Here is a 13,988-nt window from a genome sequence, read left to right as displayed (position 1 = left end):
CTTCCATTGTGGTAGAATAGGCGTAATCCATAGTGATTGCTCCTTTGCTGATGTTTTGTAGCGGAACCATTATAGCACGGGATGTCACTATGGATTTTGTTTTTGTTTAGCTGTTCAACTTCATTTTACAACGAACCCTCTTTTGATTTCTTTGAAATATGTTATAATAGGGACGCAAGTTTGATCGAGCCAATCTCTATGGGAAAGATTTGGTGGAGCAGAGTGAAGATATTCGATAACGTCACAAACACGGTGCGCGACGATCTGCGGGCAGAGATTGTGCGCGGCAGCAGGGTATCCATTGCGGCGGCGTGTTTCTCGATGTATGCGTATCAGGAGCTGCGGGAGCAGTTGGAGTCCGTGGAGGAGTTCCGTTTCCTCTTCACCTCGCCCACATTTATTCGGGAAAAGGCAGCAAAGGAGAAGCGCGAGTTCTATATCCCGCGCATCTCGCGTGAGACGAGCCTTTACGGCACGGAGTTCGAGCTGCGCCTGCGCAACGAGATGACGCAGCGCGCGATTGCGAAGGAGTGTGCGGACTGGATCCGTGCCAAGGCGCGGTTCAAATCCAATACCGGCGGCGAGCAGATGCCAGGCTTCATGACGGTCTCCTCTGCTGAGAAGCAGACCGTCTATGTTCCGATGAGCGGATTTACGACCGTGGATCTCGGCTGCGAGCGCGGAAACAACGCCTATAACATCGTGCAGTGCGTGGACGAGCCGCAGGCGACACAGATGTATATGCGCACATTCGACGAACTCTGGAACGATCCTGTGAAGCTCCAGGACGTAACGGATGCCGTTATCGAGAACATCAGCACCGTCTACGCCGAGCACGCACCCGAGATGATCTATTTCACGACGCTCTACCATGTGTTCAGCGAGTTCCTGGACGACCTGTCCGAGGACGCGCTGCCGAACGAGGCCACGGGGTTCAAAGAGAGCAAGATATGGAGTATGCTCTACGATTTCCAGCGCGATGCCGTACTCGCGATCATCAACAAACTCGATACATACAACGGTTGTATTCTCGCAGACAGCGTCGGCCTCGGCAAGACATTTACCGCACTTGCGGTCATGAAATACTATGAGAACCGCAACAAGAACGTCCTTGTCCTCTGCCCGAAGAAGCTCGCGGAGAACTGGAACACCTACAAGGACAACTACGTCAACAATCCTCTTGCTGCGGATCGTCTGAACTACGATGTGCTCTTTCATACCGACCTCTCGCGCAGCCACGGACAGTCGAACGGACTCGATCTGGATCGCCTGAACTGGGGCAACTACGACCTCATTGTGATCGACGAGTCGCACAACTTCCGCAACGGGATCGGAACGCACAGCCGCACACAGGAGAACCGCTATCAGCGTCTGATGGAGCGCGTCATCCGCGCGGGTGTTCGGACGAAGGTGCTCATGCTCTCTGCGACGCCGGTCAACAATCGTTTTACCGACCTGAAGAACCAACTCGCCCTCGCCTACGAGGGGCACGCAGCAAATCTCGACGACCGCCTCGGCACATCCAAGGGGCTCGAGGATATCTTCCGGCAGGCGCAGAGCGCATTCAACACATGGAGCAAGGAGGCGCCGGAGGAACGCACAACGGATGCGCTGCTGCGCAAACTCGACTTTGACTTCTTCGAGCTGCTCGACAGCGTTACCATCGCACGCTCACGCAGACACATCGAGAAATATTATGACACGAACGCCATTGGCAAATTCCCCGCACGTCTGAAACCCATCTCCCGTCGACCGCAGCTCACGGATCGTGCGGGCGCAATCAACTACCGCGAGATCTACGAGCAGCTCATGCAGCTCACACTCTGCATCTATACCCCGTCGAACTACATCCATCCGAGCAGGCGGGACAAATACACGGCGCTCACGCACAACATGGCGGAGAACCTGACCCAGACGGGACGCGAGCGCGGTATGCAGCGCCTCATGAGAATCAACCTCCTCAAGCGCCTCGAGAGCTCCGTCCATTCGTTCCGTCTGACCATTGGAAAAATCAAGGCGGGCATTGAGGCTGCGATTGCTGAGATCAACCACTTCGAGCAGTCCGGCCGCGCGGAGCTCCCCCTGTACGAGATGGAGACGCCCGACCTCGACATGGACGATGAGAACACCGAACTCTTTACGGTCGGCAGGAAGATGCCCGTCGATCTTGCAGACATGGATTGGAAAACATGGCGGAGGGAGCTGACAAAGGACAGCGAAATACTGGCTGTTCTCACGAAAATGGTGGCGGACATCACCCCTGCACACGATACGAAGCTGCAGGAACTCCTGCGCCTCATTGCAGACAAGATCGAGCACCCCATCAACGAAGGGAACCGCCGTGTTCTCGTCTTTTCGGCATTTTCTGATACAGCGGAGTACCTCTATGAGCACGTCAGCACGTATCTCAAGGAAACATACGGCTGCGACACGGCACTCATCACCGGCTCCATCGACGGGCGCACGACGATCGCGGGCTTTCGCGCGACGCTCAACAACGTGCTGACCTGCTTCTCCCCCATCTCGAAGGGGCGGGACGTACTCATGCCAGGCAGCGCGGCGGACATCACCGTCCTGATCGCGACCGACTGCATCTCCGAGGGGCAGAACCTGCAGGACTGCGACTACATGGTCAACTACGACATCCACTGGAACCCCGTGCGCATCATCCAGCGGTTTGGGCGCATCGACCGCATTGGTAGCCGGAATGCGTGCATACAGCTCGTGAATTTCTGGCCGGATTTGACCCTCGACGACTACATCAACCTTAAGGCGCGCGTCGAGACACGCATGCGGATCAGCATCATGACCGCTACGGGCGACGATGATCTCATCAACGCCGAGTAGAAGGGCGATCTTGAGTATCGCAAGATGCAGCTGCAGCGCCTGCAGGAGGAGGTCGTCGACATCGAGGATATGAGCGACGGCATCTCCATCATGGATCTCGGACTCAACGAATTCCGCCTCGACCTGCTCGCGTATCTGAAGGATCACGGCGATATGGACAAGAAGCCGCGCGGGCTGCACGCTGTCGTTCCTGCCACGGATGAGCTCGGTGCGGGCGTCATCTTCGTCCTGAAGAACATCCGCAGCAGCCTAGGCGTTGATACACGCAACCGCATTCACCCATTCTATATGGTCTACATCGGGCAGGATGGGACGATCCTCTGCGATTATCAGAATCCAAAGAAGATGCTCGACGATATCCGCCTCCTCTGCCGCGGGAGGATGGAGCCGATCCGGGCGGCATACGAGCCGTTCAACCGCGAGACCGACGACGGGCGTGATATGCGCGCCGTCTCGGCGCTGCTGAGCGATGCGATTCGCTCCATCATCGACGTAAAGGAGGAGAGTGACATCGACAGCCTCTTCTCTGCGGGCGGAACAAGCGCCCTGCGAAATGACATTGCGGGGCTCGACGACTTTGAACTCATCTGCTTCCTCGTCGTGCGGTAGATAGGAGGCGAACATGCTCGGACTGCCGGCCTCTACGGAATGCAACCGACGGATTCCAAAACAGAAATTTTATGAAAAGAGCGAGCTCAGTCCTGCCCTCAAAAAGGCGTTCAGCGCGCAGATCGCATCCATCCACTGGCGCAACAAGATCGCGCCGGAGGTTCTAAGCCTCGCTGCAGGGAAGGAGGTGCAGGAGCTCGAAGTATTCGAGCTGCGTCTGAACGATGGGCAAATTGATGAGGCTGTTCTGCGCCTCATTGATCGCGCGATCCCGTATCATATCCTCTTTGTCCTCGTGTGGGAGGATCGGATGCGCCTTGCTGTTGCCTACAAAGAAACGCCCGACGCAAAAAGCGCAGGCGTGCGGGTGGAGCGGTACTATTACACGGACTGGATGCCTGTGGGGGAGGCCGCTCTGCGTATCGAGGGGCTGTCGATGGATGCCGTCTATGAGAACCTCGTCCGCAGGATCGCGGGCAGTGCGCTCGGAGATGCGCCGACATCGACACTCAGGGAGAGTGTCGCGGAGCAGGGACGCAGAGAGCGGATCGAAAAGCAGATTGCCGCGCTCGAGGCGAAGCTCCGGCGGGAGAAACAGCCAAAGAGGAAGTTTGAGCTTGTGCAGCAGCTACGAGCGCTGCAGGCGCTAATGTAACCTTTTGAAAATCCTTGGGAGATGACTATATGCCTATATATGTAACTAAACATAAAATTGAGCAAGAGTGGCGTTCAACCATTAGTAGCCGATATAAAGCTGTAACAAAGGCGTTTAACAGCGTGTTTTGGGAAAGTGACAGCGAGACTGCCCATAGCCGATATGTCGGATCGTATGGACGTGGGACGGCAATACAATCCAGTGATCTGGACATTTTGCTTGAGTTGCCTCCAGAAGAATATCACCGATTTGATAAAACAAAATGGAATGGACAATCACGTCTATTACAGGCTGTGAAACAATCTATTGACAAACATTATTCACTGAGTGATATTCGAGCAGATGGACAAGTTGTAAAAATTAACTTTTCGGATGGCATGAAGTTTGAGTTATTACCTGCCTTTAAGGAGCAGGATTGCTTTGGGGATTTTACCGGCACATATACATATCCGGACAGTAACATGGGCGGATACTGGCGATCGGCGGATCCAATCACAGAACAACAGGCGATGAATGTAAAAAACGGTGATGCTAATACAAGAGGGCTTCTGGTTGATACCTGTAAACATATTCGGCATATCCGGGATACATTTTTCAAGAGTTATCATCTTTCGGGAATTGTTATAGACTCTTTCGTGTATGATGCAATTGGCGATTGGCATTGGGTGCGTGAAGGTGAGACGAGTCAATGTCCTCAAGGATCTTATGAGCAAAGATTGCTGAATCACTACAATACGATACAGAGACAGATTCCTTGTCTTTCGGCACCGGGGAGTGCCGCTATCATAGATGCTTCCAATAGTATGGAATGTCTTGGAAAGGTTCTGCACAAGATTGCCGATTGAGATATCTTCAATCATATAATGGAGATGATGAACTTGGAGCAATATCAAGTATTGCTTGATGTAGTCAGGCAGCAATATGCGAGTGTTGTATGGACGCATAAGATTCAGGAAAAACAGGCGGATATATATTTCAAACGATATAATCTTCTTGAGATAGTTAATATTGTTTTCGCATCTCTGACATCGTGTGGGATTGTAAGCACCATTTTTTGGGGGGAGTTATGTGCGAAAATCATAACTATGTTTTTTTCCTTTGTGACGCTGGCTATTACAGCATATTATAAGAGTTTTGATCTAAAATCTATTGGATATGGGAATAAAGTTTCTGCAAATGAATTTTTGGTCATTCGAAACAGATTGCTCCATATTATTGCGGACATACATATCCATAGAAAATCATGTGAAGAAATAGAGGAAGATTTTTCTCATGTTATGGAAACGCTGGATAATCTATATGCTCACGCGGCACAAACAACGGACGGTGCAGTGAAGATGGCGATGAAAGGTCTAAAAGAGCGTGAAGAATATACCTATTCAAATGAAGAGATTGATCGATTTTTACCTCCCCAGCTGCGTGGTCGAATTGATTCATAGTGGGTCATTTATAACAAAGACCTCATCTCTGCAAATATAGGAGCGTTTTTGCTTTCTCTGAATTAGGCTATAGTAAAGAAAATGGTTTTTTGATGTGAGCGGAATAGGAGAGCGCGATGGAGTGGATGAAGATGCACAGCAGGGACAACGTGGCGCAGAATATCGAGGCGGTGGGACGGCTGTTCCCGAACGCCCTGACGGAGGTCATGCGTGACGGGAAGCTCGTGCAGGCGATCGACTTCGATGTGCTGCGGCAGGAGCTATCGCGTGAGATCGTGGAGGGGCGTGAGGAGCGCTATGCGTTCACATGGCCGGACAAGCGGCAGGCGATCCTCGCGGCGAATGCGCCGATTGCGGCAACGCTGCGTCCCGTCGTGGCGGACAGTGTCGGGCGCGATGGCACAGAGGGCGCGTTCGACAGCGAGAATCTCTACATCGAGGGGGACAATCTCGATGTGCTGAAGCTGCTCCAAGAGACGTACCTCGGCAAGGTGAAGATGATCTATATCGATCCGCCCTACAATACCGGGAATGATGCCTTTGTGTACGATGATGACTTTGCGATGGAGGGCGGGGATTTCGTTTCGGCGAATGTTCCCTATGATGAGCATGGGAATATGGTCTATGATTTCAAAAAGAATCTGGACAGCAACGGACGCTTTCATACGGACTGGCTGAATATGATCTATCCCCGTCTCAAGGTGGCAAAGAGTCTGCTTGCGGAGGACGGCGTTATCTTTATCAGTATTGATGACAGCGAGCAGGAGAATCTCAAGAAGGTTTGTAATGAACTTTTCGGAGAACAAAACTTTGTTGCTACGCTTATTTGGGAAAAAGTCCATACACGGAAAAACTCCGCAATAAATTTCTCCTCTTCTCATGAGTATGTTTTATGCTATGCGAAGGTACGAAGGAACTCTATAACAGACAATAGGGGATGGAAACGAAATTTACTACCACGAGAAAATACCGATAGCTATACCAACCCTGATATGGATCCGAAAGGCCCATGGAAGGCGGATCCAATTACCGCCCATAATTATTATGCTGCCGATTATACGATTACGAAACCCAATGGAGAGGTGATTTGTCGGCCACAAGATCGGTATTGGGCGTATAGCGAAGCCTCTATCCGGCGATTCATTGAAGATAATAGCATTCTATGGGGGGAAGGCAGAAGTATGCCGATGGTAAAGCGCTATTTGTGTGATGTCCAAAATGGCCTCGTTCCAGTTACCCTGTTTAAACGGGAGTTTGCAGGAGACACATCGCAGGCTAAAAGACAAATAGATGAATTGTTTTCTGAGTGTAGGGGAATCTTTGACTATACTAAAAGTGTGGATTTGATGTATCGATTGGCGCAAATTTCATTGAACCCGGGTGATATAGTCCTCGACTTCTTCTCCGGCTCTGCTACAACCGCCCATGCCGTAATGCAGCTGAACGCCGAGGATGGTGGTCATCGTAAATTCATCATGGTGCAGCTGCCTGAGGCGACGGACGAGAAGAGTGAGGCATATCGGGCAGGCTATCGGAATATCTGTGAGATCGGCAAGGAGCGCATTCGCCGCGCGGGGGCGAAGATCGCGGCGGAGGCGGGGGAGAAAGCAGCAGGGCTTGACCTCGGATTCCGCTGTCTGCGGCTCGATACGAGCAATATGACCGATGTCTACTATGCGCCCGATGCGGTGACGCAGGACGGGCTTTTCGCGCAGGTGGACAATGTCAAGGCGGATCGTACGCCGGAGGATCTGCTCGTTCAGACGATGCTGGATCTCGGCATCCTGCTCTCGGAGCCGATTACGGTGGAGGAGATCGCGGGGAAACGCGTCTTTAACGTTGCGGACGGCTTCCTCCTCGCGTGCTTTGACCGCGCGGTGACGGACGAGGCGGTGACGGCAATCGCCAAGCGAAAGCCCTACTACGCGGTGTTCCGTGATGCCTCGATGGTAGACGACTCTGCTCTCACGAATTTCGACCAGCTCTTTGCGGCGTATAGTCCCGCAACGGTACGAAAGGTACTGTGATATGGCAAAGGATCAGAAGAAATTCGCGTCGCCGGCACAGAGTTCGGCTGCGACATACCTCACGTTCGTTGCCGCTGCGGGTGAGAGCGATGAGCGTTTCGAGATGCGCTATGAGGATGAGAATATCTGGCTGTCACAGCGTATGATGGCAGAGCTGTATGATGTGTCTGTTGCAGCAATTTCGCAGCATATCAAGCGAATCTACGAAGACGGGGAGCTCACTCAAGAGGCAACTGTTAAGCAATACTTAACAGTTCAAACAGAAGGGATGCGTGAGGTGCGCCGTACGGTGACGCACTATAATCTCCAGGTGATCATTGCGGTCGGGTTCAAGGTGGGGAGCCCTCGTGCTGCCCAGTTCCGCAAGTGGGCGGGGCAGATTGTCAAGGACTATACGATCCAAGGCTGGACCATGGACAAGGAGCGCCTGAAGAAGGGGCATATGTTCACGGATGCGTATTTTGAGCGGCAGCTGCAGTACATCCGTGAGATACGCCTCTCGGAGCGTAAATTCTATCAGAAGGTGACGGATCTCTACGCGACAGCGTTTGACTATGATAAGGATGCTGCAACGACGCGCCTGTTCTTTCAGACGGTGCAGAATAAGATGCACTTCGCCGTACATCGGCATACAGCGGCCGAGCTGATCTATGAGCGGGCAGACGCCGGCAAGGAACATATGGGACTGACTTCATGGGGGAGCGCTCCGCATGGGAAGATTGTCAAAGCGGATGTTGCGATCGCAAAGAACTATCTGAGCGATGAGGAGATGCGCTATTTGGAGCGGATTGTTTCGCTCTATCTCGACTATGCAGAGCTGCAGGCGGAACGAAAGATCCCAATGAGCATGGAGGACTGGGCGAAGCGGCTGGACGGCTTTCTGGAGTTTAACGGCAGCAAGGTGCTCACAGGTGCGGGGAAAATTAGCGCTGAGAAGGCAAAACTTCATGCTGAGACGGAGTTTGAAAAATATCGCATTGTTCAGGATCGCGTTTATGAGAGCGATTTTGATCGGTTTATCCTGCCGGAACTCAGAGGAGAGGAATGATGAAATTTCACTTTAAGGTGCAGCCGTACCAGACGGATGCGGTGGAGGCGGTTGTCAGCGTGTTCGAGGGACAGCCGTATAAGGCGCATACGGACTATCGGCGCGATGTGGGCACGGGTGCAGCACAGGGCAATCTGCTCCGCGTGGAGGAGAGCTATCGCGACGGGGCGTACACGGGGGTAGATACGGCGTCGGATGATGGCTTTCGGAATGAAAAGCTGGCTCTGACGAAGGAGCAGCTGCTCGCGAATATTCGCAGTGTGCAGAGTGCACGCAACCTCCATCTGTCTGATGCGCTGTCCGAATCGCTTGGGGAGTGTACGCTGGATGTGGAGATGGAGACGGGCACGGGCAAGACGTATGTCTATATCAAGACGATGTTCGAGCTGAACCGCCGCTATGGCTGGAGCAAGTTCATCGTGGTGGTGCCGAGCATTGCGATCCGCGAGGGCGTGAAGAAGTCCTTTGAGATGACGGCGGAGCATTTCATGGAGCACTATGGGAAGAAGGCGCGGTTCTTCGTCTATAACAGTGCGAATCTGAATCAGCTGGATGCGTTCTCTGCCGATGCGGGTCTCTCGGTGATGATCATCAACACGCAGGCGTTCGCCGCGTCGCTGAACGAGGAGAAGTCGATTGAGGGGCGCGGCGGGAACAAGGAGGCGCGCATCATCTACTCGAAGCGCGATGCGTTCGGCTCGCGCCGTCCGATCGATGTGATCGCGGCGAATCGCCCGATCCTCATCCTCGATGAGCCGCAGAAGATGGGGAAGAAGGACTCGGTGACGCAGAAGGCACTCGCGCAGTTCGCCCCGCTCTTTACGCTGAACTATTCGGCGACGCACGCGGAGCGTCACAATCTCGTCTATGTGCTGGATGCGGTGGATGCCTACAATGCGCGTCTGGTGAAGAAGATCGAGGTGAAGGGATTCGAGGTGAAGAATCTGCCGGGTGTGGGGCGCTATCTCTATCTCGCGGAGATCGTGCTCTCGCCCAAAGTTCCGCCGCGTGCGCGGATCGAGTTCGAGGTGGCATATAAGGGCGGGGTGAAGCGCGAGCTGCATATTGTCTCTACAGGGGACAACCTCTGCCATCTCTCGGGCGGGATGGCGCAGTACGAGGGCTATGTGGTGGAGGCGATTGATGCCGCTGCGGGGACGGTGCTTTTCCTGAACGGAACAACGCTCCATACGGGGGATGTACAGGGGGATGTATCGGAGGCGGATCTCCGGCGGGTGCAGATCCGTGAGACGATTGTCTCGCATTTTGAGAAGGAGCAGCGGCTCTACCGACGTGGGATCAAGACGCTCTCGCTGTTCTTCATCGACGAGGTGGCGAAGTACCGTCAGTATGATGCAGACGGAAATGCCGTGCTCGGGGAATACGGGCGGATCTTCGAGGAGGAGTACCGCGCGGTGATGAACGAAAACTGCGACATTTTTGATCCTGCATATATGAAATATCTGGATAATGTGCCTGTAGAGAAGGTACACGCGGGCTATTTCAGCATTGACAAGAAAACGGGACGCGCGGTGGACAGCAGTCTCAGGCGCGGCTCGGATCTGTCGGATGATATTTCGGCGTATGATCTGATCCTGAAGGATAAGGAGAGGCTGCTCTCGTTCGATGAACCAACGCGCGTGATTTTCTCCCACTCGGCGCTGCGCGAGGGCTGGGACAATCCGAATGTGTTCCAGATCTGTACGCTCAAGCACGCAGCGAGTGTGACGGCGAAGCGGCAGGAGGTGGGCAGAGGCCTGCGTCTCGCGGTCGATCAGGGGGGACAGCGGATGGATCGGGCGCTGCTGGGGGATGCAGTGCATGAGGTGAATGTGCTGACGGTGATCGCGAGCGAGAGCTATGCGGGGTTCGTCGGCGATCTGCAAAAGCAGATGGAGGCGGAGCTGTACGATCGTCCGAAGGCGGCGACGGAGGCCTACTTTGCTGGAAAGACGGTGCAGACAGCGGATGGTTCTGTGGTTCAGCTTGATAAAACGCAGGCGCGTGCCATCTATAAATACCTCCTGCGTTATGACTACATCGACGATGATGACCATGTGACGGAGGACTATCGCACGGCACTTGCGGCGGGGACGCTCGCGCCTCTGCCCGAGACGCTCGCGCCCATGGCGGAGGGGGTTCATCGTCTCGTACAGGCAATCTATGACGAGAGTGTGCTGCGCACGATGATTTCGGATGCGGGGGCGACGAAGACACCGGAGAATAAGCTGAACGAGCGATTTTATCAGAAAGAGTTTCAGGAACTCTGGAAGAGGATTAACCACAAGTACGCCTATATGGTCTCCTTTGACACGAGACAACTCGTACGGGCGGCTATCGACCATATCAACGCCGAGCTGCGTGTCAGCCGTCTCCAATACACGATCACCTATGGCAGTCAGCAGACGGATCTGGATGTGGGCATGGTGGCGGACGGCACGAGCTTTGCCTACGGCAAGAGTCGGACGAGCACGCTGAAACGCGCACAGGGGTCTGCGGTGACGTATGATCTGATCGGGCGTATTGCGGCGGGGACGACGCTCACGCGGCGCACGGCCGCGGAGATTTTGCGGGGGATTAAGGCCGAGGTATTTGCAGGTTACCGCTACAATCCTGAGGAGTTTATCCGAACAGTGACGCGGCTCATCCTCGAGCAGAAAGCGACACGCATCGTCGATCACATCGAGTACAATACGATCGAGGGCAGCTACGATGCGAGTATCTTTGCGACGGAGAAGCGCCCCTACACCGAGGCATACGAGGCGGAGAAGGCGATTCAGAACTATGTGTTCACGGACGGCAATGTGGAGAGGAAATTTGCCCAGGATCTTGACGGCGGGGACGAGGTGCTGATCTATGCGAAGCTGCCGCGCGGGTTCGCCATCCCAACGCCGGTCGGAAGTTATGCGCCGGACTGGGCGATTGTGTTTCGCGAGGGGAAGGTGCGGCACATCTACTTCGTCGCGGAGACGAAGGGAACGCTCTCCTCGCTCCAGCTTCGTCCGATTGAGGAGGCAAAAATAGCGTGTGCAAAGAAGCTTTTTGAAAAACTGCATAGTGACTGCGTGATCTACGAGCATGTGAATGATTTTCAGACGCTGCTCAATCGCGTGATGACGTGATGTGTACATGCAAAATGCCTGTCCTGTATGGGACAGGCATTTTGTAATATGCATAATAGGAGCAAAGAGAGTGTTTCTCATACTGCACACAGTAAAGAAGGTGTGCAATGCAGCGACGGAGCTATATTCTGCTGGGGCTGGTGCTTGCCGTGCTGGTCGGCGTGCTTGTCTGTCTGCGCATGCAGGAGCGGGCGCTGATCGACTTCGAGCAGGTGGAGCCGATCCCGGGGTACAAGATGGAGATGCGGGAGCCGCCGCTGCGCGTGGCGATCATCTCGGTGCTGAACCACGCGCGCACGGAGGGGCATCAGAGTCAGATGGTGCGCAGTCTCGGACATCTGCTCGGGCGTCCGGTCCTCCTCCTGCACCGCCGCAGCTACGCCGAGATCAACCAGCTGCTGGCGAAGGGGGACGCGGATGTGGCGTTCCTCTCGAGCGGTGCGTATATGGTGTATGGGAAAAAGGAGGATGTGCGCCTGCTGGCGATGCCGGAGCGGAATGGGGCGAGCAGCTATTTCTCGTATGTGATTGTCCCGCGTGCGAGCCGCATCGAGTCGCTTGCGGAGCTGCGCGGGCGGCGGTTCGTCTATGTGGATCCGATGAGCTACTCGGGCTATCTTGAGCTGCGTGCACATCTGCGGAAAATGGGCGAGGATCCCGAGCGGTTCTTTCGCTCCTCTTACTTTACCTACAGCCACGACGACTCGCTGCGTGCGGTGGCGGACGGTCTGGTGGAGGGCAATACACTCTTTGCGCACTGCGTGGGCGCGGGCAAGACTTTCGAAATGGTTGCATCCATCATGGAATCGAAGCGACTAGGCATGTCGCACAAGGCTCTGATGGTCGTACCCAATCATTTGTCAATGCAGACGGGCAAGGAGTTTTAGCGGCTCTATCCGCGAGCGAAGATTCTCGTAGCGACGGAGCGCGACTTCCAGAAGGATCGCAGGCAGGAGTTCATTTCCCGCATTGCTACGCAGAATTGGGACGCCATCATTATGGGCGAATCACAATTCGGCAAGGTCAAGCTCTCAAGAGCACGGGAGAATGCCATGCGTGAACGCGCAATCAGGAATCTGGAAGAATCGCTATACCGGCTGCGCGAGGAAGCGACGCGCAAGAATAACTTTTCCGTGCGGGCAGTGGAGTCGCTGCTGCGCCGTCATAAGGAAAAGCTCGCCAAGCTGTAGAAGGAGAATCGAAAGGACAAGGACGCAACCACCGCCTTTGAAGAACTCGGCATCGACAAGCTCGTCGTGGATGAGGCGCACGAGTTCAAGAATCTTGAAATCTCAACGAAGCACGGGCGTGTCAGCGGCGTTGGCACGACGACCTCGGTGCAGAAGACATGGGATCTCTACCAAAAGACGCAGTACATCAACGAGATCACCAACAAGCGGGGATTGATCTTCGCGACCGGTACACCTATTTCAAACTCTATGACCGAGCTTTATACCATGCAGCGCTACCTCGCGCCCGATCGGCTCCAAGACCTCGGCATCGAGAGTTTCGATGCCTGGGCAGCTGCTTTCGGCGAAATCACCGTCGGCATGGAATTGAAGCCCGAGGGCAGGGGCTATCAGCTCAAGGAACGCTTTTCACGTTTCCACAATCTGCCGGAGCTTATGAATCTCTTCAAGGAATTCGCCGACATCCGCACGGCGGATATGCTCAAGGGCGACATCCGCGTGCCGGAAGCGGAAATCATCGTCGATCGCGCACCTATGACGGGAGGACAGCAGGAGATGATGGACGAGATTGTCGAACGCGCCGAGTACATTCGTGCCAGAAGACCGCAGACCGTCATCAAGAAAGACGGAACAGAGACGGAAGACAGTTTTCTCTTGATTACTCAAACTTCGCAGATGAATAATCTGCTGTAACCCTTGAAATATCTATCGTCTTGGCAAATAAAACAGCATGAGCGACATCCATTTGGTATAATTTTAAGTGTCAACCAAAAACATCCAATGGAGGCTCATGCTATGAACAGTATAACACAAAACCACCAAGACGAGGAACTGCTTTCCAAGAACATGCAAGTCTTTTCCGTCGCTATCAAGTCAGTCGCATCCTCCGTGCGGCAAATGCGTACAAGCTTCGCGGCGTCCCTGTCCTCAGCATCTTCCTGCTGGTTTTCCGCATGGTGTTCCAGCAGCGTTCCGTCTACACGCAGATGCATCTCCAAAGGACCGCTATGCCTTTCGGCAAGGATACGTTCTACCGCTTCATGAACTCTTG

11 protein-coding genes are annotated in these 13,988 nt (G+C 54.1%); all 11 read left to right on the top strand.

Going from position 1 to position 13,988, the window contains the following annotated elements:
* The first annotated feature begins 222 nt into the window (after positions 1-222).
* The 11 genes from K341_RS11935 (at position 223) to K341_RS0110295 (ending at position 13,630) form a co-directional block, all read left to right on the top strand.
* A complete protein-coding gene (locus K341_RS11935; RefSeq protein ID WP_248676912.1) occupies positions 223-2,847 on the top strand; it encodes a helicase-related protein in 2,625 nt (874 codons plus the stop codon).
* Between the two features lie 24 nt (positions 2,848-2,871).
* Entirely contained in the window at positions 2,872-3,456 is a 585-nt protein-coding gene (locus K341_RS12950; RefSeq protein ID WP_248676911.1) for a hypothetical protein, read from the top strand.
* Positions 3,457-3,469: 13 nt separating this feature from the next.
* A complete protein-coding gene (locus K341_RS0110335) occupies positions 3,470-4,111 on the top strand; it encodes a DUF4391 domain-containing protein (protein ID WP_026762750.1) in 642 nt (213 codons plus the stop codon).
* A gap of 29 nt (positions 4,112-4,140) precedes the next feature.
* Positions 4,141-4,956 carry an SMODS domain-containing nucleotidyltransferase gene (locus tag K341_RS0110330; protein WP_026762749.1) on the top strand — a complete coding sequence of 272 codons (816 nt, stop codon included), beginning with the start codon at positions 4,141-4,143 and terminating at the stop codon, positions 4,954-4,956.
* A gap of 27 nt (positions 4,957-4,983) precedes the next feature.
* Entirely contained in the window at positions 4,984-5,550 is a 567-nt protein-coding gene (locus K341_RS0110325) for an SLATT domain-containing protein (RefSeq protein ID WP_428829702.1), read from the top strand.
* A gap of 116 nt (positions 5,551-5,666) precedes the next feature.
* On the top strand, positions 5,667-7,577 hold the full coding sequence (locus tag K341_RS0110320) for a site-specific DNA-methyltransferase (protein WP_026762748.1): 1,911 nt from the start codon (positions 5,667-5,669) through the stop codon (positions 7,575-7,577).
* A gap of 1 nt (position 7,578) precedes the next feature.
* Positions 7,579-8,625 carry a virulence RhuM family protein gene (locus tag K341_RS0110315; protein WP_026762747.1) on the top strand — a complete coding sequence of 349 codons (1,047 nt, stop codon included), beginning with the start codon at positions 7,579-7,581 and terminating at the stop codon, positions 8,623-8,625.
* Positions 8,625-11,747, top strand: a complete 3,123-nt coding sequence (locus K341_RS0110310) for a type III restriction-modification system endonuclease (protein WP_026762746.1) — start codon at positions 8,625-8,627, stop codon at positions 11,745-11,747. Before K341_RS0110315 ends, K341_RS0110310 begins: the two co-directional genes overlap by 1 nt.
* A gap of 107 nt (positions 11,748-11,854) precedes the next feature.
* Positions 11,855-12,634 carry a PhnD/SsuA/transferrin family substrate-binding protein gene (locus tag K341_RS11930; protein ID WP_081657309.1) on the top strand — a complete coding sequence of 260 codons (780 nt, stop codon included), beginning with the start codon at positions 11,855-11,857 and terminating at the stop codon, positions 12,632-12,634.
* A 111-nt stretch (positions 12,635-12,745) separates the two neighbouring features.
* A complete protein-coding gene (locus K341_RS12665) occupies positions 12,746-12,937 on the top strand; it encodes a hypothetical protein (RefSeq protein ID WP_156024940.1) in 192 nt (63 codons plus the stop codon).
* A gap of 66 nt (positions 12,938-13,003) precedes the next feature.
* Positions 13,004-13,630, top strand: coding sequence for a hypothetical protein (locus K341_RS0110295; RefSeq protein ID WP_026762745.1), 627 nt, complete (start codon positions 13,004-13,006; stop codon positions 13,628-13,630).
* Positions 13,631-13,988: the final 358 nt, after the last annotated feature.

This window comes from Centipeda artemidis DSM 19719 (assembly GCF_000426665.1).
Classification (GTDB): domain Bacteria; phylum Bacillota; class Negativicutes; order Selenomonadales; family Selenomonadaceae; genus Centipeda; species Centipeda artemidis.
Note: the sequence above shows the minus strand (reverse complement) of the source record. Positions and strands in the feature narration are given on the sequence as shown.

What these genes read in the sequence shown, in the direction of transcription:
- K341_RS0110325 (WP_428829702.1), top strand. Translation starts at nt 4,984, where the DNA reads ATGAACTTGGAGCAATATCAAGTATTGCTTGATGTAGTCAGGCAGCAA.
- K341_RS12665 (WP_156024940.1), top strand. Translation starts at nt 12,746, where the DNA reads ATGGGCGAATCACAATTCGGCAAGGTCAAGCTCTCAAGAGCACGGGAG.
- K341_RS0110315 (WP_026762747.1), top strand. Translation starts at nt 7,579, where the DNA reads ATGGCAAAGGATCAGAAGAAATTCGCGTCGCCGGCACAGAGTTCGGCT.
- K341_RS0110310 (WP_026762746.1), top strand. Translation starts at nt 8,625, where the DNA reads ATGAAATTTCACTTTAAGGTGCAGCCGTACCAGACGGATGCGGTGGAG.
- K341_RS0110335 (WP_026762750.1), top strand. Translation starts at nt 3,470, where the DNA reads ATGCTCGGACTGCCGGCCTCTACGGAATGCAACCGACGGATTCCAAAA.
- K341_RS12950 (WP_248676911.1), top strand. Translation starts at nt 2,872, where the DNA reads ATGCAGCTGCAGCGCCTGCAGGAGGAGGTCGTCGACATCGAGGATATG.
- K341_RS0110320 (WP_026762748.1), top strand. Translation starts at nt 5,667, where the DNA reads ATGGAGTGGATGAAGATGCACAGCAGGGACAACGTGGCGCAGAATATC.
- K341_RS11930 (WP_081657309.1), top strand. Translation starts at nt 11,855, where the DNA reads ATGCAGCGACGGAGCTATATTCTGCTGGGGCTGGTGCTTGCCGTGCTG.
- K341_RS0110330 (WP_026762749.1), top strand. Translation starts at nt 4,141, where the DNA reads ATGCCTATATATGTAACTAAACATAAAATTGAGCAAGAGTGGCGTTCA.